The sequence below is a fragment of the Beduinella massiliensis genome (genome assembly GCF_900199405.1).
Lineage (GTDB): Bacteria > Bacillota > Clostridia > Christensenellales > Aristaeellaceae > Beduinella > Beduinella massiliensis.
The window spans coordinates 1594700-1618590 of the sequence record NZ_LT963430.1; the positions used below are offsets into that span (position 1 = coordinate 1594700).

The following is a 23891-nucleotide window of genomic DNA, read 5'->3' on the forward strand; positions in this document are numbered from 1 at the left end:
GTATCATCGTGAAAAAATCTCTATCTCTCGTGATGGTTCTCATGCTGCTGCTGTCGGCGCTGCCGGCGTTCGGCGTGGCTGAAGGAGAACCAGTGAAGCTGGACGTGTTCTACGCCACCTCACGCCCCATGAACGACGCGACGGAGCTCACGCACCAGTACATCAAGGACACGCTCGGCGTGGACGTGAACCTGATTCAGGGCGACAGCAGCAACTTCGTGCAGCAGCTGGCGCTGTACATCTCCAGCGGCGACATGCCGGACGTCATCTGGTGCGACTACAACGTATGGATGGAATACGCCAAGGAAGGCGCGTGGGCTGACCTGAGCGCTTACCTGACCGACGCGAACGCGGATCTCATGAGCTACGTGGGCGACAACTGGGTCTACATGACGATGGACGACCAGGTGCTGGGCGTGCCGAGCATGCTGGACGTGCCCTCCAGCCACGTGACCTTCCTGCGTCAGGACTGGCTTACCAAGCTGGGCCTCGAATCCCCCAAGACGCTGGACGAGTTCACCGAAGTGATGCGCGCCTTTAAGACGCAGGATCCCGACGGAAACGGCAAGGACGACACCTACGGCCTGAGCGGCGCGGGCGCGGACTATCTCTCCTTCCTCATGGGCGCTTTCGGCGCGTCGAGCGAGGAGGACTACTTCCTGAACGACGACGGCACCATCACCACCAACGCCATCAGCGAAGAGTACCGGGCGGCGCTGCGCTACCTGCGGGACATCTACGCTGAAGGTCTGATCGACCCGGAAATGTTTACCTGTACCTATGAGCAGGCCCAGGCAAAGTGGGGCCGCGGCGAAATGGGCATCTGGTCCGCGTGGTGGAGCCACGGCGGCAACGCTTATTCGCGGTTTGACTTTGGCGCCCTGCAGCCCGATGCAAACGTGCAGGCGGTTCTGCCCCCTGTCGGCGCGGACGGCAAGAGCGGAAACCTCTACTCGGCGCCCTTTACCTCCGTGGTCGGCATCAGCTACCTGTGCACGCCCGAAGAAGTGGAAGCGGCGGTGAAGCTGCTCAACTTCCAAGCGGGCGGCTACGGCTACCGCGTGTGCCAGTACGGCGTCGAGAACGAGTTCTTCGATTGGGACGAGGCGACCAACACCACCACCTGGTACTGGGGCGTGAACGACAACAAGTCCAAGTCCGGCAAGTACGAAATTACGGACATGGAGGTCTACAAGATGCTCTTCCACGAGGACTGGCAGGCGCAGGCCAACGCCCTGGTCGATACGCCGGCGAGCAAGCTGCACACCGCAGGCTCCGACATGCGTTACGTGGAACCCGCGCGCGAGGACGTCTTCTGCATGTTCCTTACGGACGAGTACATCGAGAACAACGCCGAGCTGAAGACCTTCTTCAAGACGAATATGCTGGCCTTCATCATGGGCGAGAAGGACATCGAAACCGATTGGGATGCCTACGTCAAGGAATACCTGAGCATGGGCGGCGAAGCGACGCGTCAGTCTCAGCTTGCGGCCTACAACGCAGCGTACGGCACCGCCTGCACGTTCGCGGAATAAGCGCAAATTCCTGTGAAAGAATAATCTGCGCCGGGGTCTTCGGACTCCGGCGCGGATGAAGACAGCCCGGTGCGTCACCGCCGGGCTGTCTTCATCCGCGCGGCGTGCCGCCGCAAGGGGGCGGCCGGGAGCGTCCGCCCGGCCCGCCCCACCTTAAGTCAGGAGATGGATGAAATGCCCGGATTTCCCAGGGACTCCCTGGCCCGCAAGATGATGCTGTGGTTCACGCTCGTCATCCTGGTGCCGTCCGTGGTGCTGTCCATCTTTTTGTACGGGACGGCGGCCGGACGGTATTACGACACGCTGGTAGAGGACGACTATGCCATCCTCGGCATGGCGTGCGAGAACATCAGGAACAGCTCGGCCATGGTGGAAAACATCGTGGAAGTGCTGTCGTTTAACCGGGACGTGCTCAAGCTTCTGACGGACGAGCGAATGAGCCAATACAGCCGGGTCATCATGCAGCAAAATGAGGTGCAGGAGGCGCTGGCGCAGTCCCGCGCCTTTTTGTCGCCGCTGGAGGCGAACATCGTGCTCTTCGCCCGGGACGAGCGCGTGCCTGTCAGCTACTGGTATCTGCTGAACCTGAACAGCGCGCTGGACACACCGGACTATCAGGCGTTCGCGCAGAGCGGCCGAAGCGACGCATGGGTGGGCATGGGCATGATCTACCCGCCCAGCACCGTCATCTTCCCGGACAGCAACCGCGAAATGTTTTGCTATTACCGCAGCGTGATTTCGGGGCTCGGGCAGAGCGCGGGCGTACTCAAGTGCGGGGTCGCGAAGGAAAAGCTCTTTTCTGCCGTCGATATTCCCAACTTTGACGGGGACGTCTACGTGCTGGGGGACGGCGGTGCCATTTATCAAAGCGCCGGAGCGCCGGCGCTGCCCGACGGACTGGACGCGGGAGCGAGACGCCAGATGGCGGACGGGAAGCTTTATCTTACCCGATCCATCGACGCGCTGGGCGTGCGGCTCATGATGGGCATAGACAGCGGGAAGATCATGCGGCAGGCGCTTCAAAGCGGCATTCCGCAGCTGCTGGCAGGGCTTGCAAGCAGCCTGTTTATCCTGCTGGCTACCTGGACGTTTCTGCGCTCAATCCAAAAGCGGCTGGACCAGGCCGTGGCGTTCACCAAGCAGGTGCGAGAGGGGAACCTCGACATCGCCTTTCCGGATCCGGGGGAAAACGAAATCGGGCAGCTGATCGTGTCGTTCAATTCCCTGATGGGCCAGCTTCAGGCGGAGGCGCGGGAGCGAATCAAGCACGAAAAGGCGGAAAAGCGAGCCCTTCGCCTCGCGCTTCAGTACCAGGTGAACCCGCACTTTCTGTTCAACACCCTGAACTGGATTCAGATGACGGCGGAGCTCGGCGTGGAGAGGGAGCTGCTTTCGCAGGCCATCACCCTGCTGGGCAAGCTGCTGCGCTATAACCTGAACGAGCAGGCCACAGCCACGCTCGAGGAGGAGCGAGACAACACCCGCAGCTACGTGCAGCTCATGAACATGCGCAAGCACGACATCGTTTCCCTGGAATTCAGGACGGACAACCTGCCGGACGACATGCTGTTGATCCGCTTTCTCTTTCAGCCGATCTGCGAAAACGCCATTCAGCACGGTATCGTTGGGGACAGGCAGCTGCACATCGTCGTCAGCGGCTCCATCGAGGGCGCGTGGGCGCACTTTGACATCGAAAACGACGGCGCGATGATTTCCGAAGAGAAGCTGGCAAATCTCGACATTCACAGTAAAGAGGCGCAGAGCCGAGGCGGCGTTGGCCTCGCAAACGTCTTCGCGCGGATACGGCTGCTGTACGGACCGGATTCGGAGCTGACGATCACCTCCCGGCCTGGCTTGACCCGGGTAAGCGTCTCCTTCAAGTACGCGCAGGACGTGGGGGCTGCGAATGAAAAGAAAGGGGAGGATGCGCATGCGGCTGCTGATCGTGGATGACGACGAGCTGACCTGCCGCGGGATGCAGGCGCGGATACGGGACATGCGCTTTGAGGCGCTTCAGGAGGTAGAGATCGCCTTTTCGGCGGAGGAAGCGCTGAGCTATGCACAGGCCTTCAAGGTGGACGTCCTCCTGACGGACGTCCGGATGGTGGACATGAACGGGCTTGAGCTGATCGCGGAAATACAGCGGACCAATCCGAAGATCCTGAGCGTCATCATGACCGCTTACGCGAATTTTGAATACGCCCACCAGGCCATCAAGCTGGGCGTGGTGGACTTTCTGCTGAAGCCCTTCAGCAAGGAGGAAATGCAGCAGACCCTGCAAAAGGTCATCGAACAGGCCGCCGCCCGGCGCGATTCCCCACCCACGCAGCCGGAGGACGACCTCGCAAGCGAGCCCATCGCCTGGGCGAAGAATTACGTGCGCCAACACCTGGATCAGGAGATCAACATGTCGCTGGTGGCGAACAAGCTGAACCTGAGCTACAGCTATTTCAGCAAGCTCTTCAAGCAGCAGACGGGGCAGAGCTTTTCCGCCTACATTACCGACGAGAAGATGAAAGCGGCGGGGAACCTGCTGCGCTCGGGCAGGAAGACGAACGAGGTGGCGCTGGGGCTTGGCTATCACACGCCCCAGAATTTCAACCGCGCGTTCCTGCGCTACTGGAACTGTACGCCCGGAGAATACCGGCGGAGGAGCGGAAAGCGGCAGAAGGATGCGCCGCAGTAACGCCATAGGAAAAGGGTTCCCGCGATGAGACGGGAACCCTTTCCTTATGACCTTCTTAGATCAGGGGAGCTGTGCGAACACCTCGCCGATGGGCTCGCGCAGGACGAGGTCTGCGGCGCCGTCCTTGGGCGTCTGTCCTTTGTTGACGAGGACGAGACGGCTTCCCCGATACAGATCGATGAAGCTGGCCGCAGGATAGACCGTCAGAGAGGTGCCGCCGACGATGAGCATGTCCGCCCCCGCGATCGCAGCAACCGACCGGTCGATGACGTCCGCGTCGAGCGATTCCTCGTAGAGCACCACGTCGGGCTTCACGACGCCGCCGCAGGGGCAGCGGGGAATGCCCCTGCTTTCCTGGACAAAGGAGAGCGGAAAGGCGCGGCCGCATTTCACGCAGTGGTTGCGGTGAATGCTGCCGTGCAGCTCCAGCACATTTTGGCTGCCTGCCATCTGATGCAAACCGTCGATATTCTGCGTGACGACGGCCTTAAGCTTTCCTTCACGCTCCCACAGCGCGAGCTTTTTGTGCGCCGCGTTGGGCTGCTTGTCTGTGAAGAGCATCTTTTCACGGTAAAAGCGAAAGAATTCCTCCGTATGGCGCAGAAAGAACGCATGGCTGAGGATCGTTTCGGGTGGATACGCGTAATGCTGGCTGTACAGCCCGTCGACGCTGCGAAAGTCCGGGATACCGCTTTCGGTGGAGACGCCCGCCCCGCCGAAGAAGACGATGGAGCGGCTTTCCCTGACCCAACCGGAGAGCGTTTGAAGTGCATCAGGCATTATAGGCCTCCTTCGGCGGCAAAAGCCGCCCGCATAGAGGGCGGACGAAAGCTTCAGTCGTCCGCGCGCTCTTTCTTATGAACGCTGTGGCAGCTGCCCGCATAGGGGCAGCCTCCGCACGAGCCGCCGCAGCGTCCCTTGCCGCGGCGATACGCGCGCAGAGCGAAGAAAAATGCGACGGCGACGGCCAGGAGAATGAGAAGGTCGAGTAGATTCATACGTTCCTTTCAGGCTGCGCTCAGAAAATCAGAAGCGCGGCATGGTAGAGCAGGAAAGCGACGAGCCAGGCAATGCCGCACTGCATCAGCGCGACGTAGACGGCGGCGCGGCGCGAGCCCATCTCGCGCCGGACGGCGGCGATGGCGGCGACGCAGGGCGTGTACAGCAGGGTGAAGGTGAGGAAGCTGAAGGCCGTCAGCGGCGTAAAGAGGGATGCGAGCGCCGTGGCCAGGCCCGCGATGTTGGTGCCCGTCAGGACGGCCAACGTGCTGACGACGGCTTCCTTGGCCGTAAAGCCGGTGATCAGCGCGGTGGAAACGCGCCAGTCGCTGAAGCCCAGCGGCGCGAAGATGGGCGAGATCCACTGGCCGAGCGCGGCGAGCAGGCTGTCCCGGCTGTCCGCGACGACGTTGAGGCGCATGTCGAACGTCTGCAGGAACCAGATGATGATCGTGGCCGCGAAGATGATGGTGAAGGCGCGCTCGATGAAGTCTTGGGCCTTATCCCACATCAGCAGCGCGACGGAGCGCAGCGAGGGGAAGCGGTAGTTGGGCAGCTCCATGACGAAGGGCACGGGATTGCCGCGGAAGGCGGTATTTTTGAACAGCAGACCCACCAGCACGCCCACGACCATGCCCAGTGCGTACAGGCCGATCATCACCAGCGGCTCCTTCCCCGGGAAGAAGGCTGCGGAGAAGACCGCGTAGATCGGAAGCTTCGCGCTGCAGCTCATGAAGGGGGTGAGCAGGATCGTCATCTTGCGGTCGCGCTCGCTGGAAAGCGTGCGGGTCGCCATGATGGCGGGCACCGAGCAGCCGAAGCCGATCAACATCGGCACGAAGCTGCGGCCCGACAGGCCGATCTTGCGCAGCAGCTTATCCATGACGAAGGCGACGCGCGCCATGTAGCCGCTGTCCTCCAGGATGGAGAGGAAGAAAAAGAGGGTCACGATGATGGGCAGGAAGGAAAGCACGCTGCCTACGCCCGCGAAGATGCCGTCGATGACGAGGCTATGCACCACGGGGTTGAGCCCGTAGGCGGTGAGCGCAGCGTCCGTCAGATTCGTCAGGCTGTCGATGCCCAGGCTGAGCAGATCGCTCAGCGCCGCGCCGATGACGCCGAACGTGAGGTAAAAGACGAGCAGCATGATGCACAGGAAGATCGGAATCGCGAAGACCTTATGCGTGAGCACGTTGTCGATCGCGACGCTGCGCCGGTGCTCGCGGCTCTCGTGGCACTTTTCGACCGCCTTGTCGCAGAGCTGCTCGATGAACGTATAGCGCATGTCGGCCATGGCGGCGTTGCGGTCGAGCCCGACCTCCGACTCCATTTCGGAGATGCTGTGCTCGAGCATGTCCAGTTCGTTCTGGTTGAGCTCAAGCGCCTTGAGCATGGGCTCGTCGCTCTCAACGACCTTGGTGGCGGCAAAGCGGGGGTTCACGCCGATGCGCTGGGCATGATCCTCGATCAGGTGGGTGATGGCGTGAATGCAGCGATGCACCGCGCCGGAGCAGAAGTCCACGCGCTTGGGGACGACGCGCTCGCGCACCGTGCGCTCCGCCTCGCTGATGAGCTCCTCGATACCCTCGTTTTTCGCGGCGCTGATGGGGACGACAGGGATGCCCAGCTCGGCGCTCAGCGCCTTGACGTCGATGGAGCCGCCATTGGAGCGCACCTCGTCCATCATGTTGAGCGCGAGCACCATGGGGATGCCCGTCTCGATCAGCTGAAGCGTGAGGTAGAGGTTTCGCTCGATATTCGTCGCGTCGATGATGTTGATGATGCCGTCCGGGTGCCCGCTCAGCAAAAAGTCGCGGGTCACGATTTCCTCGGACGTGTAAGGACGAATGGAGTAGATGCCGGGCAGGTCCACCACGGTCATGTCCTTGTGGCCGCGGATGATGCCGCTCTTTTGCTCGACGGTGACGCCGGGGAAATTGCCGACATGCTGGTTGGAGCCCGTCAGCTGGTTGAACAGCGTCGTCTTGCCGCAGTTCTGATTGCCTGCCAATGCAAAGATCATGCGCGCATCTCCTCAATCTCAATCTTTTGTGCGTCCTCCAGGCGGATGGTGAGCTCATAGCCGCGCAGCATCAGCTCGATGGGGTCGCCCATGGGCGCGACCTTTCTGACGGTTACCCGGGTGCGCGGGGTGAGCCCCATATCCAACAGACGGCAGCGCAGCGCGCCCTCGCCGCCGACCTGGATAATGCGGGAGGATTTGCCGATGGGAAGCTGGTCGAGCGTCATGATGAATCCCCCTTCTCTTTCCTAACGTTTCTCCTCAAATCTATGCGCCTATGCCGGATACTATCATAGACATCTGCAGAATGTTTGTCAAGGGTAACTCGTAAGAAAATACGGCCTGTTTTCTGTGCAGGAACGCGATCAGGCGAAAACGCTTGACGCATGGGTCTTTTACGTGTATAAATAAAGTTGCTAAACGCTGAAAAAAGGAAGAAAAATGGGCGGGGTTTCACATCCGGGGTGTGCTTTGACGATTCGCGCGCCGCGCGGCGAGAAGATCCGGACGTGAACGCCGCGGCACGGCAAAGCAGATGTGCGGAGGAGAAGGCCTTCGCACGGAGAGAAGGAGCGGCTTATGAACATTTGGCATGACGTATCCCCCGATAAGATCACGCCGGAGCGCTTTGTGGCGGTGATCGAGATCAAGAAGGGCTGCAAGAACAAGTACGAGCTGGACAAGGAGACGGGCTTTTTAAAGCTCGACCGCGTGCTGTACACCTCCACGCATTATCCGGCCAATTACGGCTTCATTCCCCGTACCTACGCGCAGGACGACGACCCGCTGGACGTGCTGGTGCTGTGCAGCGAGGCGATCGAGCCGCTGACGCTCGTCTCCTGCCGCCCGATCGGCATGATCGAGATGGTGGACGGCGAGGAGCGCGACGAGAAGATCATCGCCGTGCCGCTGGGCGACCCGAACTACAACTACATGTTCGACATCAGCCAGCTGCCCGCCCACGTGCTGGAGGAGATGGGACACTTTTTCACGGTCTACAAGAGCCTGGAGGGCAAGGAGACGGTGGTGCGCCAGGCAACCGACCGCGACCACGCGGTGCGCGCCATCTCGCAGGCGATCGAGCGCTATAACGAAAAGTACGTCAAGGGAGAGGAAAAGGCATGAGAATCGCGGTGCTGGGCGCGGGCGCGATGGGCTCGCTCTACGGCGGCTATCTCTCGCGCCAAAACGAGGTTTATCTGGTGGATCGCAGCCCGGAAAAGGCGGCGCTCATCAGCGAACGCGGCGTCACCATTCATGAGAAGGAGGGGAAGGCCGTCTATTATCCCGGATGCGTGACGGATTCCTCTAACCTTGGAAGGATGGATCTGGTGATCCTCTTCACCAAGGCGATGTTCAGCCGCGACGCGCTTGAAAAGAACAAGGGACTGATCGGCCCGGACACGTACCTGCTGACGCTGCAAAACGGCGCGGGCCACGAGGAGGTTCTCGCGCCCTACGCGGCGCGCGACCACATCGCTATCGGCACCACGGAACACAACTGTTCCGTGCTCTCGCCCTGCGAAATCAGCCACGGCGGCGGGGGAAGGACCAACCTCGGCCTCGCCTACGGCGACAGCCAGGCGCTTGCGGGCGTAAAGGATGCGTTCGAGGCCTGCGGCTTTGCGACCATGCTGCACGACAACATCCGCCGCCTCATCTGGGACAAGCTGTTCATCAACGCATCCTCCAGCGTCGTCAGCGGCGTTTTGCAGGTTCATCAGGGCTTCCTGCTGTCGAGTGCATGGGGCTGGGGGATGGTCGAAAGCCTCGTGCGCGAGGCGGTTGCCGTCGCCTGCGCGCAGGGACAGGATTTTCGCTGCGAGGAGGTTCTCTCGCACGTGCGTGCGGTCGTAAGCAGCGCGCCAGCCGGATTCACGTCGATCTATGCGGACCTCAAAAACGGCCGCCGCACCGAGGTGGATACGATTTCCGGCGCGGTTTTGCGCGCCGCAGAGCAGGCGGGCGTCGCCGCGCCTTCGCACGCGCTGATGGTGTGCCTCGTGCACGCGATGGAAGAAAAATCCGCACAGCGGAATTGACGGGGGAAGTGCGCATGAAAAGACCCCTGATTGCCATCACGCCGGACTACGATGAGCAAACCGGCTACTATAAGATCAACGCGCGCTACATGGAGGCCGTATACGCGTCGGGCGGCACCGGCTTGCTGCTCGGTATGGACATGGCGGAAGCGGACGTGGAGCTGCTGGCGGAGCGCTTTGACGGCTTCCTCTTTTCCGGCGGCGGGGACATCGCTCCTTCCTATTTCCGGGAAGCGCCGCATCCGTGCTGCGGTAAGGTTTCTCCCCGGCGCGACGCGTTCGAGCTGCCGCTGCTGCGCGCGGCGGTGCGAAGGGGCAGGCCGGTGCTCGCCGTCTGCCGCGGCGTCCAGGTGCTGAACGTCGCTCTGGGCGGCACGATCTATCAGGATATCCCCTCGCAGCTTGGCATCGAGGAAGGGCGGCACCGTCAGCAGGAGCCCTATGACCGGACGCATCACGAGGTGGAGCTGACGCCGGGCGGGCTCTTGGCCCGCGTCACCGGCAAGGCGCGGCTTTCGGTCAATTCGGTGCATCATCAGGCGGTTCGCGATGTGGCGCCCGGCATGGTCGTGGAGGCCAGGAGCGGGGACGGGGTGATCGAGGCGCTATCCCTCGCAGACAGGAAGGACGTGCTGGGCGTGCAGTGGCACCCGGAGCAGCTTTTTGCGCAGGATGCGGCGCAGCGCGCGCTGTTTGCGCACCTCATCGCCCGTGCAGGGGAACGAGGCTGACAGAAAAAAGATTCAACAAAATGCTTTTTTGATTCGTCAGTAGGAGTGAAACCCTTGCGCATGCGTAAGGCGAAAAGGAGAGACGAAAGATTTGAGAATGAAAAAGTCCCGAATCCTGCGCGCAGCGCTGTGCGCCCTCGTCACGCTGCAATGCGCGCTTTCGTTCCTGCTGCCGGCAGGCGTCGCGCCGGCCGCGCGTGCGGCGGAAGCCGAAAGCCGCGTGCGCGTGCTGCTCAGCCGTTTGAAGATATCGGATCGGATGGACATCCGGTTCGACGGCGTGTACGCTGCGGGCGAGAACGACATGCTGACGTTTGAGCGGGGCACGGGCGTGTCGGTGGTCCTGAAAAACGGTCAGTTGATCCTGCACTACCAGGGCATGACGGTCAACATGGGCGGGCAGATCGCCTTCATCCGTCACGCGGCAGGCGAGGGCGAGGAAAACGGCCTGCGCTTCGGCGGCGGTGCGAACCTGTACGAGGGAGACCTGCTGCTGACCGCGTCGGACGGCGTCATTCGTCCGGTGCTCACCATCGACGTGGAGGATTATCTGATGGGCGTCGTGCCCTACGAGATGAGCGACAGCTTCCCGCTGGAAGCGCTCAAGGCCCAGGCGGTCACCGCCCGCACGTATGTGCTCAGAAAGATGGGCGCAAAGCGCGATTACGACGTGGTAGACACGACGAACGACCAGGTATATAAGGGCAGGAACAGCGCCTATCAGAACGCGATCGCCGCGGTGGAACAGACGCGCGGCGTGTGCGGCTACTACAAGGGCAAGCTGGCGGAGTGTTACTATTCCGCGAGCAACGGCGGGCAGACAGAGCTGGTGGAGCACGTCTGGTCGGGCGAAGGCGATTACGGTTACATCGCCATGAACGAGGATCCGTATGATCTGGAAAACCCGCAAAGCGTCGTGCGCCGCTACGCGATCGCCAAGAAACCGGGAAGCCGGGGCGTCGGCGAGGCGCTGCACGCCCTGATTGCCGCGGAATTGAGCGAGCAGCTCGAGGCGAAGGGGCTGGACACGGCGGCAGAGAACGTGCGAATCGACGAGGTGCTGGCGACGAGCCTCCATACGCCGATGTTTGACGCGCCCTCGCGCCTGATGACCAAGCTTACGCTTACGCTTAAAATTTCGGCCCGCGAGGTGCTCGCGGGGACGAAGGGAACCCCTGCGCCGGAAGCGGGGAGCAGTGCGCAGGAAGACGACGACCTGTTTGCCACCGCCGCGCCTGCGGAAACCCTGGCGCCATCCGGTACGCCCAACCCGTCGCCTACGCCCGCGCTGGGCGACCTCAAGGCGCTGGACGAGGCGATCGAGGTCGAGCTCTCCGTCTTCCCGGACGCGGAAAAGGCGATGCGGCTTTCAATCAACAAGGATCAAAACGAGCTTTGGACCATCCAGGAGACGGATAGCGCCTTTGAAATCGAGGCGCGGCGGTACGGACACGGCGTCGGCATGAGCCAGCGGGGCGCGGAGTGGATGGCCAAGCAGTACGGCAAGAGCTACGAAGAGATCCTCAAATTCTACTATCCCGGCATGGAGCTGAGCGTGCGTACGGCCGCGCCGGCTCCCCTGCCGACGCTGAACGTGGAGCTGATCTCGACCCCAGCCCCCAAACCGACGAATACGCCCAGGCCGACGATGATGCCCGTGACCCAGGAATTGCCGGAGGGTGCCTGGTACGCGGTCGTCAGCAACATCGAGGATAACTCGACCCTGAACCTGCGCGTGGAGCCGAACATGGACAGCGACGTGCGCATGCGCATGGTGAAGGGGCAGCGGCTGATCGTGCTCAGAAGCGTAGCGGATGCGGACGGATGGGTTGAGGTCAAGACGGATACGGCCGACGGATATGTATTGGAAGCATATCTGGGGCGAGAGGAAGACAGTGGGAAGTAAGCTGCGACAGAATGCGGGGGCAGGCGCCGAGCCTGACCCCGTTTTTTATACGAAGGAGGTAAATTCAGGATGGAGCAGAGAGTCTACGGGTACATCCGCGTGTCGACGCGCGAACAAAATGAGGATCGCCAGCTGATTGCCATGGAGGCTTTTCCGGTGCCGCAGCAGCATATCTGGCTGGACAAGCAGAGCGGCAAGGACTTCAACCGGCCGGCGTACAAGCGGCTGCTGCGCAAGCTACGCCGGGGCGATCTGCTCGTGATCAAGAGCATCGACCGTCTCGGCAGGAACTATCACGAGATCATCGACCAATGGCGCATCCTGACCAAGGACAAAGGCGTGGACATCGTGGTGCTGGACATGCCGCTGCTCGACACGCGACGCGGCAAGGATCTGCTGGGCACGTTCATCGCGGACGTGGTTCTGCAGCTGCTCAGCTTCGTCGCGGAAAACGAACGCGCGAACATTCGCCAGCGCCAGGCGGAGGGAATCGCCGCCGCCAAGCTGCGCGGCGTGAGATTTGGCCGCCCGCCGATTCCCATACCCTCGGCGTTTTACGAGTGGTACGACCGCTTCCGCGAGGGCAAGGCGTCCATCCGTGTGGCGGCGAGGGCGCTGGGGGTCTCGCACGAGACGTTCAGACGCTGGGCTAAGCGCCAAAACGAAAAAACCCTTGCCGCTGCGCCAGAGCAGCTTGCGGCAGGGGAACGGGTTACAGGATGACTTCGATCAGCCCTTCGCGCATCTCAAAACAGGTGCCGTAGCGCTCGCTGACGCGGCGAAGATAGCAGAGGATCCCCTCCGCCTCGCCGGGCCCGGCGGGACGGGGCCAGGAAGAGAGGTGGCGGGGCAGGTTCTCACCCAGCGACACGGGCAGCAGCGCAAGCTGCGCAAGGCGCTCGTCTTCGAAAGCGAAGAACGGGAGCACGCTGCGGTAGGCCCAGACGTTCTTTTGCAGACTGCCCGTCGCTTTTTCGCGGCGCGCAGCCAGCCCCTCGGCCGCGCTGGCGGAAGCGGGCAGGCCGTACATTTCCATGAAGTCCGGCGGAACGAGCCGGACGGATTGATTTTGAAACGTAAAGTTCCCCAGAGAATAGAAGATAGGTCGGCCCTTGTACAGTTCGATCCCCTTGAGCTGGTGCGTGCCCCCGCCTACGACGGCGCAGGCGCCCGCGTCGACGCAGCTGTGCGCGAAGGATTCGACAAAGTCGTCCGTTTCCTCGTCCGACGCGCCGCGCACTTCGTGGGAGTGGACCATCACGACCGCGTAGTCGGCGTCCGTCAGCGCCTCGCGAATGGACTTTACCGTGCGCGCCACGTCGCCCGCATGCGGCAGCGTGCGCTTGCCCTCGGCGTCGCCCTCCTCGAAGAGCAGGTCGCCGAAGGCGTACAAGCCATGCGGCGCGGGCAGGCGAAAGCCCTGACGCACCATCGCCTCATCGTAGGCGTTGATGCGCGTGCCGCCGGCGATTTCCCGCAGCGCGCGCATGTGCTCCGGCGTCACGGTGTAGACCGTCTGGTGGCGCAGGGGATTCAGGCCGGGCCTGCCGGGCTGCGCAAAGCTCTGCTCTCCCGCGCGAGCGCTGGAATCAAAGGTGGAGCAGATGGACAGAAAAGCGACGCGGCCATGCGGCGTATCGAGCAGAGCGGGACGGGACGCTTCGTACAGGTTTTCCCCTGCGCCCGCATGCAGGACGCCCGCTTCGCAGAGATGTCGCCGGGTCTCGAGCAGACCGGGCACGGCATAGTCGAGCGTATGGTTGTTCGCCCAGCCGACGAGGTTGAATCCATAGGAAAGCAGGTCGCCGAGCACGGCAGGATCGGACGTCAGCCACGTGCCGCCGGAGAAGGCGGAGGGATAACAGCCCCCGCGCGTGAGCGTGGTCTCCAGGTTGGTCATGCGCGCAGCGCCGCGCCGGAGAAAGCGGGAGATTTCGAGGAACCCCGGGTAGTTTTCCGGCATGCGCCGGGCGATCAGCGCGTCGCCGGACGCGGTAAACGTCATTTGCTTTTGCATGAGCGGCCTCCTGGTCAAGCCGTACCGGACGGCGCTATTTTTTTGACGAAATAGACGGTGTCGATCCCCTTGCCGCGGTCGTCCGCAATGCGTTCGCAAATCGCATAGCCGCGCTTGAGAAAGGAATGCATCTGCGAGGCGTTGGTAGACCAGGTGCGCGTAGTTACGTAGGCCGTGCGCAGAGAGAGCGGAAGCTCCTCCTCCACCAAGGTATACATGCGGTTGACGATGCCCTGTCCGCGGTAGGGCGGCAGCACGCAGGCCGTCGTCATGTAGAGGTTTTCGCCATAACGAGAGAGCGCGGGGCAGGTATAACGGGGCTTGAACGTCAAAAAAGCGACCATCAGTCCGTCTTCATTTCGCCCGACGATAAAGTGCTGACGGCGCATTTCCTCAAAATAAGCGGTAGGCCGCCCGGCGATGGGACGGCCGTCCGCAAGGGCCTGCTGCGTCGAGCTTTGGCGGGTGCACAGAGGCGGAACGAACTCGTGCTGGCACGCGCAGAGGATGTCAAAGAGATCCGACAGATCCCGCCCGTCCGTCGGGACGCCGATGTAAGAGAGCGCAGTCATGCACAGACCTTCCTTATATGAAAGAATGGGTTTGCGTGCATTATAGCGCAAAGGATAGACGGCGTCAATGAATGTGCGCGCCGCCGATGCCCGCCTTTTCCAGCGCGGCGATGACGTCGCCCTGGGTGAGCCGATCCCCCTGGTGCATGCGAATGCTGCGTCCGTCCGCGAGCAGGTCTGCGGCGAGCACGCCGGAGAGCCCCTCGAGCGCGGCCCGTGCGCGCGCCGCATCCTGTGAAGCGCCGACCGTAACGATTCTGGTCAACATACCGATTCCTCCTTAAATAAAATAGAAAAGCCTGCAGATTGCTCTGCGGGCTTAGTTTTTGCGATCGGGGCGCGCTTATGCAGGAATCAGAAGCGGCGACCGTCCGTCCAGGGCATGAAGCTGCCTCCGGCCTCGAAAAAGCGCTGCTCATCCTCGTCCTGCGCGAGAAAGGAAAAGTCGTCCTCCCGGACGCGAAGGCTCAAAATCGTCTGTGTCTGCGGCTTGATTTCCTTCGCGTAGTTGACGAGCAGGGAACGCAGCGCGTGCGTGCGCAGCGTTTCCACGGGCAGACTGTCGCAGATCCAGTCGATGTAGCGCGCGTTGTTGACGTGACCGTTGACGTCCAGATCGGAATAAGCGGCCACATGCGCGCGCGTAACGGCCGCACAGGGAAGATGCTCCACGCGCTCCGGCGTGGAAAGCGGCGGGGTGAGGGCGCTGGTATCCGGCATGGCGATGCCGCTGGTAAGCGGGGAGCGCACGGCGCGCGATTCCATATCGACGACCGCCCATAGCGTGCTGACCGCGCCGAGCGGCGAGCCATCCGGCCGGACAAAGGTATGATAGCGCGGGCAAAAGAAACGGTTGCTCTTGCCGGGCCAGGTGCGATGCACCACGGTTTCGCCCATCACCGGGTAATCGTCCATCTGAAGCTGCGCACGCACGAGCACGAAGATGAGCCCGCGCGCAAGCAGCGCCTCGCGGCCAAAGCCGAGCGCGTGTGCGTGAATTTCGCCGTCCTCCTGCATGCGGGTGAAGATCGCGCCGGGGCGGAAGCGGCCCATAAAATCTACGTCGCGCGCGGTTAGAGAAAAGCTGGTTTCGTAAAAGGGCTGCATAAGCCGGTCATGCCTCCTTGCTGATCGTTCCGCTTTTTTGGAAAGAAGACGGAACATCCTATAAACGATACCACAATGTCCTTTCCTTGACAAGTCCACCGCTTTGCGATACTATTATTCTTACGGTAATAGGCCCTTTGGGCAATCCGGCGCCGGAGAAGGGAAAAACCCTGGCGCGTCTACGATACAGAGCTTTGCACAGGCCGTTTGCTCCTCTGCGGCGGCTGAATATGGAGGTATTCGCGTGAACATACGTAGGCTTATGGCGAGCTTTCTGGCAGCAACGCTGCTGGCGTCGCCGCTTCCCACGGCGGCTGTAGAGGAGGTGTCGCTCGGCACGTACGCGTACGTGCCCGCGCGCACCGCGGAGGCTTCGCAGGCTGTGCTGCTTTCCGTTCGCGGCCTTGCGCTGACGCAGGAGTCGGACGAGCCCGTGACCATCGACGCGCTCGCGGGCGCGTCGTTCGGCGTATACGTGCAGGACGCGCAGGGGCAGATGCGCCCCTGGGCGAACCCGCTGTACCCGCAGGAGCCTATGCGCGTGCTCAGCGGCGAGGAAGCGGTGAGCTTTGCGCTGCCTGCGGGCCAGCAATTCTACATCCACCAGGAGTCGGCGCCGTCGGGTTATCGTCCCATGGACGAGGAATACCTGCCGGTCGAGGCGGGCGCGGCGCTTGAAATCGTCAACGCCATGCCGGGCGAGATATGCGTTCAGGTGACCGATACGGCGGGCACGGCGCTCGCGGGCGCGAAGATTCGCCTGACCGCGCCGGACGGGGCGGTGCTGGAGAAGGAGACCGACGGCAAGGGCCTGCTGACATTTGAGGGCCTGACGGACGGTCTGTACGCGGTGGAAGAGGCGGAAGCGCCGCAGGGCGCGGTGGCGCTTGCCCAGACGGTGCAGATGGCTTCCGCAGCGGACGCCTCGCGCGCCCGGGTTTCCTTTGTGCATCCCCAGAAGGGACGGCTTTCGCTGCGCGCGGTCACGCGCGAGGCGCTCGAGGATGGGACGGTGCAGGAGGTGCCGCTTACCGGCCTTGCGCTCACGCTCACCGGCCCGGAAGGAACGGTGCAGGTCGAGACGGACGACGAAGGGCGCGCGGTTTGCGCGCTGTCCGCGGGGGTCTACCGTGTGACGGTGGAAGACGAGCTGGCAGGCTATGTGCTCGAAGAGCGGACGTTTGAGGCTGCCGTCGCGGACGAGCAGGAGACGCGCGTGGAGCTGACGGCGTTGGCGTTGGGCGGCCGCGCGGTGATCGAGCTTGAGGCTGACGGCGGGGCAGGCGCTTCGGTGACGCTCGTCGGCCAAGAACAGACCTATGGTCCATACGATGTCGAGGCGGGACGCAACGTCACGGAACCGGTTCCGGCGGGCGCCTACTCGATCGCGGTATCCGAGGCGGAGGAGGGCTGGCTGCCCGCGGACGAGGTGTCGGTGAACGGCGAACACATGCCTCTGTCGCAGGCGAAAGTGACGATCTTTGACGCATCGGCAGCGGAAATCCTGCTTCGTCTGCTGCCGGTGTATACACAAACCTTTACCCTGGTGGGCACGCAGGTGCAGCCGGATGGGCAGGAGACGCGCACCCAGCTGCCCGGCATCCAGCTTTCCGTGCTGGATGCGGAGGGAACCCCCGTCGTAGATGCCGCGACCGGCGCACCGATGACGCTGACGACGGACGAGCGCGCGCGGCTCACACTGACGCTGCCGCAGGGCGACTACATCCTTTATCCGGACGACGGGCAGGAGGCCATCGCGGTCTATGCGACCGGCGGTCTGGCGGTCTCGCTGCCTACGGAGGCGGACACGCTGTCTTTGCCAGCCGCGCGCACGCGCATCGTCGTTCGGGCGCTGAGCGAGCAGGACGCGCGGCTCGGCGGCGCGGTCTACGCGCTGTACGATGCGGCGGGAAACCGTACTGAGCTTGCGGTGGACGAAAACGGACGCGCGGTGTCGGAGCCGCTCGCGCAGGGCGATTACGTGCTCTCCTGCGTAAAAGCGCCGGGCGGGTACGCGGCCTGCGAGGACGTAAGGGTCAGCGTGCAGCCGGGGCCCGCGGTACAGGCGCAGATGGTGCACAGGGAGCTGGGCGGCCTGTCCGTGCAGGTGCTACGCACCGAACTGGACGCGGCGGGCGAAGAGGTCAGCGCGCCCGTGCCGGGCGTAAGCTTGTCGCTTTACGCGCTGAAGGCGGACGGTGACGCCGGAAAAACGGAGGATTTCCTGCCCTATCCGACGGAAGCGCCGGTGACGTACAAGGCGGATGCGCAGGGAGCTATTTCTCTGCGCCTGCCCGCAGGCACCTACCGCCTTGCGCTCAGGGACGGGACGCTGATTTCGTGTGCCGAAGCGTCGGGCTGCGGGCTCACGTTCACGGTGGTGGATGGAGAACGGAGCGAGCAGGAACTTAAAATCGGCGTTGGAAACGGCGGCGTGGAGGCTGCGCTCGAGGGGACGTGGACGGCGGAGCAGATCGCGCAGACCGCTTATGTGCTCATCCTGGACGCAGACGGCGATGGGATTCCGGACGAGGACGCGCCGGAGATCGAGCTGCCGGCGTCGGGCGCGGGGCTGTATCGCGCAAGGGACGTTGCGCCCGGCGCGTACGTGCTTCGCCAGACGCTCGCACCCGAAGGCTATGGCCGCGCGGACGAGCGCGCCGTTACCGTGCCTGCGGGACGAATTCTGCGCCTTGACCTTCGCATGGAGGAAAACGCGCGGCTCACCGTGAGCAAGACGGGCATCACCTTCAACAGCGCCCTGCAGATGTTCAGCGTGCCGCTGGGCGCGGCATATGCCGTCTACACCCGTACGGCACAGGGCGATTATCTGCCTTATCCGGATGCGGATGCGCAGGCGGTGATCTACGCGAACGCGACGGCGGCGCAGATCGAGGCGGGCGCGCGCGCCGCGCTTTCCCTGCCGGCACGCGCAGAGGGATCCTCTTATTACCTGCGCGAGGTCGAGGGGAGCTCCTCCGAGGGATATCTGGCGGATGACGGCTACCACGAGGTCGTCGTATACCCGGGCCAGGCGCAGACGGCCACGATCACCAGCACGGCGGATCGCGGGTTCTTCCGCGTGGATTTGGCCGACATAGCGACGGACGCGCCCCTCACGGGCGGCGAATTCGAGCTGTACGCGCTCGCGGGAAGCGGCTCCGGCGTGCAGCCGGGACAGCAGCCCGTGCTGAGTTTTTCCTGCGCGCAGGGGACGTATACGAGCGCTATGGCGCTGCCTGTGGGCGCCTATCTTCTGGTGCAGAAGGCAGCCCCTGACGGCTATATGCTGGATTCGCGCGTAAGCGACACGAGGATTCCGCTTGAAATTACCTCCTACGTCGCGACGGGCGACAGCGTTGCATCGGTTCGCGTGAAGAACGCGGCCGCTATCGGCGAGACGCTCGGCGGGGAACTGAAGGCTCAGCTCCAAAGCAGCGACGGGCGGGCGCATTTTGTGCTGCAAAACGTCGCGCAGGGCGATAACCCCGTGCCCGTCGAGGGCATAGGCGCGCTGATTTACGGCACGGAAACGCTGGACATCGAGGCGGTGCGGATTCTTCAGCCTACGAGCGCGGACGGCCGCGCGCTGGGCGCGCGGCTCGTCTACCAGCTGTCGGACGGCGGCTGGCAGTGGACGGACGTGCGCACGGCGGATCTTTCGCAGGGGGACGCGACGGTTTCCCTCGCGGACGTCGCGGGCAGCGTGACCGCGGTACGCGTCGTCTACATCGACCTGAAGACGGGCGCAGAGGAAGTGCCTGCGGGCTTTACCGCCCCCGAAATCGAGGTAGAGGCGGCGCTCGTCTGCGCGCAGGACGCGCAGATACAGATGAACGCGCAGCGCACGGGCATCTATACCTACGCGGACGCGCGCGGCGAAAACGTGCGGGAGGGGAGCCTGGAAGCGCAGGTCTACAGCGATATGGTGACGGGCTGTGCCACCGGCGATTCAGCCGTGCGGGCGCAGAGCGCCTCGAAGGAGGCCGCGGGAACCGTCGCGGGCGTTCTTTTTGACGACGCGGACGGCGACGGCTGGATGCGGCCGCAGGGACAGCACGGACTTCAGGGCGTGCAGATAACCCTGCTGTCGGAGGATGGACAGGCGCTCCTTGAAACGCGGACGGATGCGCAGGGCGCGTACAGATTTGACGGCGTTGCACCGGGAACCTACCGCGTGCAGGTGCTGCTGCCGGAAGGCTGGCGCTTTACACAGGAAAAGGGCGGACTGGGCGGAGGCGCGAAGCTCGACGAACAGGGACGCTCGGATGCCTTCGCGCTCGACGCGCGGCAGGCTTTTGCCTGCGTGAACGCCGGCGCGCTGCTGGGCGCGGCGGTGCGCGGCGTGGCCTTTGCCGACGAGAACGCCGACGGTGCGCGGGATGCGTCTGAGGCGGCGCTCGCGGGCGTGCGGGTTTCGCTCACCGGCGAAACGGGCCTGGAGCTCGCGCACACCACGACCGACGAGTCGGGCGCGTTCTACCTGGACGACCTGTTCCCGGGGCGCTATAGCCTGCGCTTTGACGCGCCGGACGGCTACGCGGCGGTGAGCGGGGCGGACGTGACCGCTTCTGGCGACGCGTCGCTTGCGAGGACGGGGGAGATGACGCTCGAGGCGGGCGAGGTTTCCCGGGAATTTACGGCGGGCTTCCTGCGCGTGGGCGAGATTTCAGGCCGCGTCTTTATCGATGAGAATGCGGACGGTCTGCGGGATGCGTCGGATCGCGGCCTTGTGAATGCTTCCGTAAAGCTGATTCGCGACGTAGACGGGCAGTCGGTGGAGGCCGCGGCCGCCCGGACGGACGAGGCAGGCGCCTATCGGTTTGAGCGCGTGCGCGCCGGAAAGTACCGCGTGCTCTTCGAGCTGCCGGACGGCTATGTGTTCTCGCAGTACGCGCCGGACGCGGAGGAAGGAAGCGACGTATACGGCGCCGTGACCTCCAGCGGCACGACGCAGCCCTTCCTGCTCACCGCGGGCGAAAAGCACGAGCACCTGGACGCGGGCGCGACGCTGCCGGCGTCGATGACGGTCGTGTGCTGGCAGGATACACAGTACGACGGCATCATGAGCTCTGCGGAGAGCGGGCTTTCGGGCGTACGCCTCTCCCTCTCGCGCCTCGAGTCGGGCGCGCTCACCCAAACCCTGGCGCTGGAGACGGATGAAAACGGCCGCGCCGTGTTCGAGGCGGTGAGCCCGGGCACGTACGTGCTGACCTATACGCTGCCGGACGCCTGGCGTACGACGAAGAATGTGCAGCGCGAGGGAGCAGTGGTGAGCGGCGTGCCGATGTCCGCCCTGCCCACGGGAGAAACGGAGCCCTTTACGCTCGCCATGGGTCAGCAGGACGCGGCGGTCTACATCGGCGCGATGATCTCGAGCTCCATTCGGGGCGCTGTCTTCGCAGACGCGGACGACAACGGCCTGTGGGACGCCGGGGAACCGGCGCTGGCGGGCGTTGGGGTCGAACTCCTTGACGCCGACGGCCTGTCTGTGGCGGCGGCATTCTCCGACGCGGAGGGCGCCTATGCCTTTGAAGGGCTGGCGCCGGGGCGTTATCGCGTGCGCTTCACGGCGGACGGATGCGCGTTTTCCGGTACGAGCCGCACGCAGGCGCGCGGTTGCGCGCCGCGAACGGAGGAAGACTCCTCTACCACCGACCTGTTGAACGTGACCATGGGCGGAAGCCTTGCGGAAATTAACGCGGGCGTGGTGGCGCTTTCGACCGTCAGCGGACGCATCTTCGAGGACGGTGACGGCGACGGCGCGCAGGGCGCGTTTGAGCGGATGTTGCCGGACGTGCAGGTCGAGCTGCTTTACGCGGACACGAACCGCGTGGCGCGCGAGACCGTGACGGTATCGGACGGCGCCTTCGTGTTCGGCGGCGTGCGCCCGGGAAGCTATCGCCTGCGCCTGACGCTGCCGGACGGATACGTGTATGCGGCGACGGGCGGGCTTGAAAGCGTCGAGATGGAAAAGGGCATGACGGGCGAGATACAGGTCCGCTACGGCGAGGACGTCGAGGGATTGACCTGGGGTGCGCTCATCATGGGCGGCGTAACGGGCCTCGTCTGGGACGACGAGGACTTCGACGGCGTGCTGACCGAAGGGGAAGGCGCGGTACGCGGGGCGGTCGTGGAGCTGCTGAACGAGGCGGGGAGTGCGGTGCAGACCGTGACGACCCTGCGCAAGGGAGAATTCTCCTTTGAAGACCTCATGCCGGGCGTCTACTCCCTGCGCCTGACGCTGCCGGACGGATACGTCCTTACGCGTGCCGGGGACAGTGCGGTCGCCGCGGAAGGCGAGCGCGCGGTGCAAACCGTGAGCTTTGACCTTGCGATGGGCGAGCGGCGGACGGACGTGCGCTTCGGCGCGCTGAGGCCCGCAGCGGTCGAGGGAACCGCCTGGATAGACGCGGACGACGACGGAAGGCCGGCGGGCGTCGAGAGCGCCATGCCGGGCGTCGAGGTTTCCCTGTGGAGCGAAGAAAGCGGCGCATGCGTCGCGCAAAGCCGAACGGACGAATCGGGTGTGTGGCGGTTTGACGACGTCATGCCGGGCGATTACAGCCTGCGCGCGGCGCTGCCGGAGGGTTACGCCTTCGCCCGCAGAGCCGAGAACGGACGAAATACGAGCGCGATCCTGACGACGGACGCGCTGGAGGGACAAAGCGAAGTCTTTACGCTCAAGAGCGGACGCACCGCGCAGATGCAGATCGGCGCGGTCGGCGTCGGTTCGATTGGCGGGGCCGTCTGGCTGGATAGCCAGTATGACGGGCGCCTGAACCGCGAAGAGGCGGGCATCGCGGACGCACAGGCAGAGCTGCTGGACGAGACGGGCGCGCTCGTGATGCAGACCCGAACGGACGAGCATGGGCGCTATGTCTTTGAACGGGTGCGCATGGGAAATTACAGTGTGCGCATCCGCCTGCCGGGCGGCGAGATTTTCACGAAGACGCAGGAAGACGGCGACAGTCTCGTCCCACAGCAGGATACGGACGTGGGAGAGACGGCGATGATGAAGCTGGAAATGGGCGCTTCCATGACCGGCGTGAACGCGGGCGCGATCGAGCCCGGATCGATCGAGGGCATGGCCTTCATCGACAGAAACGAGGATGGGCAGCTTTCAGAGGGAGAGGAAGCGCTCGGCGGCGTGCTCGTCGAGCTGATGCAGGGCAGCACGGTCGTCGCCTCGCAGACGACGGACGAACTGGGCGCGTTTGCGTTTAAAACGCTGCGTCCTGGCAGCTACCGGCTGCGCATCGCGCTTCCGGCGGGCTATCTGTTCGGTCGTGAGGTATCGCTGAACCTCGCGCACGAGGACGACGCGCAGGGCGAGAGCCCGGAGATGCTGCTGGACATGGGCTGCTCGATCGACGGACTGAACTATCCGGCGCTGCCCGGCGCGTCCATCAGCGGTTGCGCCTGGGAAGATCTGGATGTGGGCGGCGTGCGCGACGCGGCCGAGCCCGTGCTTGCCGGAACGAAGGTAGAATTGATGCTTCAGACGGACGGCGGCTGGCAGATGCTGAAAGCCGTGACGGTCGGCGACGACGGCACGTATGCCTTTGAACGCCTGCGTCCCGGCACCTACGCGGTGCGCTTCACGCTGCCGGGCAATTACCTGTTTACGGAGAACGCGACCTACGCGCCGGAACAGAATTCGGACGTGTTCGTCGTGCCCGGCCAGACCGGAACGACGCCGGAAATGACGCTCGCCATGGGCGACGCGCAGCAGCACGTCGACGTGGGCGGCATACTGCCCGGACGGCTGGGCGACACGGTCTGGCTGGACGAAAACGGAAACGGCTTGCAGGATCACGGGGAACCCTTCGTAGAGGGTGTAACGCTGGAGCTGTACGCGGTCTCGGCGGACGGCGGGATGACGCTGACGCAGACGGCGGTGAGCGATGCCTACGGCCGCTACCGAATGAAGGATCTCAGGCCTGGACGATACGTGCTGCGCGCCATCCTGCCCGAGGGCAGGACGTTTACCCAGCGCGTTCAGGGTCTGCCGGAAATCGACAGCGACATCGCCGACGTTCGGGACGGATACGGGGAGACGGAGGTATTCGTGCTGAAATCCGGGCAGACGCTGCTCAGCGTGGATGTGGGCCTCCAATAAAGGCGTTTAAAGGGAACGGCGCGGATGCTGCAAAAGCTTCCGCGCCGTTTTTGCTTTATCAAGTTGAATTTTAACATAATACGAACAAGTGTTTGCAATAATGCAAAAGACATGATATAATACCTGTATCAGAGGATGGAAGGAAGATACG

At 63.6% G+C, this 23891-nt stretch carries 17 protein-coding genes; 9 read left to right on the forward strand and 8 right to left on the reverse strand.

Going from position 1 to position 23891, the window contains the following annotated elements:
• The first annotated feature begins 8 nt into the window (after positions 1-8).
• From C1725_RS07895 to C1725_RS07905, 3 genes are all read left to right on the forward strand, one after another.
• On the forward strand, positions 9-1535 hold the full coding sequence (locus tag C1725_RS07895) for an extracellular solute-binding protein (protein ID WP_146009186.1): 1527 nt from the start codon (positions 9-11) through the stop codon (positions 1533-1535).
• Between the two features lie 174 nt (positions 1536-1709).
• Positions 1710-3488 (forward strand): sensor histidine kinase, encoded by a 1779-nt coding sequence (locus C1725_RS07900; protein ID WP_346026460.1) that lies wholly within the window; start codon positions 1710-1712, stop codon positions 3486-3488.
• Positions 3466-4221, forward strand: coding sequence for a response regulator transcription factor (locus C1725_RS07905; protein ID WP_346026461.1), 756 nt, complete (start codon positions 3466-3468; stop codon positions 4219-4221). Before C1725_RS07900 ends, C1725_RS07905 begins: the two co-directional genes overlap by 23 nt.
• A gap of 60 nt (positions 4222-4281) precedes the next feature.
• Here C1725_RS07905 and C1725_RS07910 read toward each other — a convergent pair whose 3' ends face one another.
• The 4 genes from C1725_RS07910 to C1725_RS07925 are packed head-to-tail and all read right to left on the reverse strand — an operon-like array spanning position 4282 to position 7470.
• Positions 4282-5001, reverse strand: coding sequence for an NAD-dependent protein deacylase (locus C1725_RS07910; RefSeq protein WP_102411087.1), 720 nt, complete (start codon positions 4999-5001; stop codon positions 4282-4284).
• Positions 5002-5054: 53 nt separating this feature from the next.
• The gene (locus C1725_RS07915) at positions 5055-5219 is read right to left on the reverse strand and encodes a FeoB-associated Cys-rich membrane protein (RefSeq protein ID WP_102411088.1); all 165 of its coding nucleotides are present in this window, start codon (positions 5217-5219) and stop codon (positions 5055-5057) included.
• A gap of 20 nt (positions 5220-5239) precedes the next feature.
• Positions 5240-7243, reverse strand: a complete 2004-nt coding sequence (gene feoB, locus C1725_RS07920) for a ferrous iron transport protein B (protein ID WP_102411089.1) — start codon at positions 7241-7243, stop codon at positions 5240-5242.
• A complete protein-coding gene (locus C1725_RS07925; protein ID WP_102411090.1) occupies positions 7240-7470 on the reverse strand; it encodes a FeoA domain-containing protein in 231 nt (76 codons plus the stop codon). Before C1725_RS07925 ends, feoB begins: the two co-directional genes overlap by 4 nt.
• A gap of 352 nt (positions 7471-7822) precedes the next feature.
• On the opposite strand from C1725_RS07925, the gene C1725_RS07930 reads away from it, so the two are divergent.
• The 5 genes from C1725_RS07930 to C1725_RS07950 all read left to right on the forward strand — a co-directional run bounded on the left by C1725_RS07930 (position 7823) and on the right by C1725_RS07950 (position 12645).
• Positions 7823-8368, forward strand: coding sequence for an inorganic diphosphatase (locus C1725_RS07930; RefSeq protein WP_102411091.1), 546 nt, complete (start codon positions 7823-7825; stop codon positions 8366-8368).
• On the forward strand, positions 8365-9285 hold the full coding sequence (locus tag C1725_RS07935; RefSeq protein WP_102411092.1) for a 2-dehydropantoate 2-reductase: 921 nt from the start codon (positions 8365-8367) through the stop codon (positions 9283-9285). Before C1725_RS07930 ends, C1725_RS07935 begins: the two co-directional genes overlap by 4 nt.
• Positions 9286-9299: 14 nt before the next feature.
• Positions 9300-10016, forward strand: a complete 717-nt coding sequence (locus C1725_RS07940) for a gamma-glutamyl-gamma-aminobutyrate hydrolase family protein (RefSeq protein WP_102411093.1) — start codon at positions 9300-9302, stop codon at positions 10014-10016.
• A gap of 97 nt (positions 10017-10113) precedes the next feature.
• On the forward strand, positions 10114-11922 hold the full coding sequence (locus C1725_RS18975) for a SpoIID/LytB domain-containing protein (protein ID WP_146009187.1): 1809 nt from the start codon (positions 10114-10116) through the stop codon (positions 11920-11922).
• A 69-nt stretch (positions 11923-11991) separates the two neighbouring features.
• Positions 11992-12645 (forward strand): recombinase family protein, encoded by a 654-nt coding sequence (locus C1725_RS07950; RefSeq protein WP_102411094.1) that lies wholly within the window; start codon positions 11992-11994, stop codon positions 12643-12645.
• Here the strand turns inward: C1725_RS07950 and C1725_RS07955 are convergent.
• From C1725_RS07955 to C1725_RS07970, 4 genes are all read right to left on the reverse strand, one after another.
• On the reverse strand, positions 12635-13939 hold the full coding sequence (locus C1725_RS07955) for a CapA family protein (protein ID WP_102411095.1): 1305 nt from the start codon (positions 13937-13939) through the stop codon (positions 12635-12637). The genes C1725_RS07950 and C1725_RS07955 overlap by 11 nt on opposite strands.
• A 14-nt stretch (positions 13940-13953) precedes the next feature.
• Positions 13954-14511 (reverse strand): GNAT family N-acetyltransferase, encoded by a 558-nt coding sequence (locus C1725_RS07960; RefSeq protein WP_102411096.1) that lies wholly within the window; start codon positions 14509-14511, stop codon positions 13954-13956.
• A gap of 64 nt (positions 14512-14575) precedes the next feature.
• Positions 14576-14779 (reverse strand): hypothetical protein, encoded by a 204-nt coding sequence (locus C1725_RS07965; protein WP_102411097.1) that lies wholly within the window; start codon positions 14777-14779, stop codon positions 14576-14578.
• 86 nt (positions 14780-14865) lie between these two features.
• On the reverse strand, positions 14866-15618 hold the full coding sequence (locus C1725_RS07970) for an acyl-[acyl-carrier-protein] thioesterase (protein WP_346026462.1): 753 nt from the start codon (positions 15616-15618) through the stop codon (positions 14866-14868).
• A 244-nt stretch (positions 15619-15862) separates the two neighbouring features.
• Here C1725_RS07970 and C1725_RS07975 point away from each other — a divergent pair, with 244 nt between their 5' ends.
• Entirely contained in the window at positions 15863-23740 is a 7878-nt protein-coding gene (locus tag C1725_RS07975; protein ID WP_146009188.1) for an SdrD B-like domain-containing protein, read from the forward strand.
• The last annotated feature ends 151 nt before the right edge of the window (positions 23741-23891 follow it).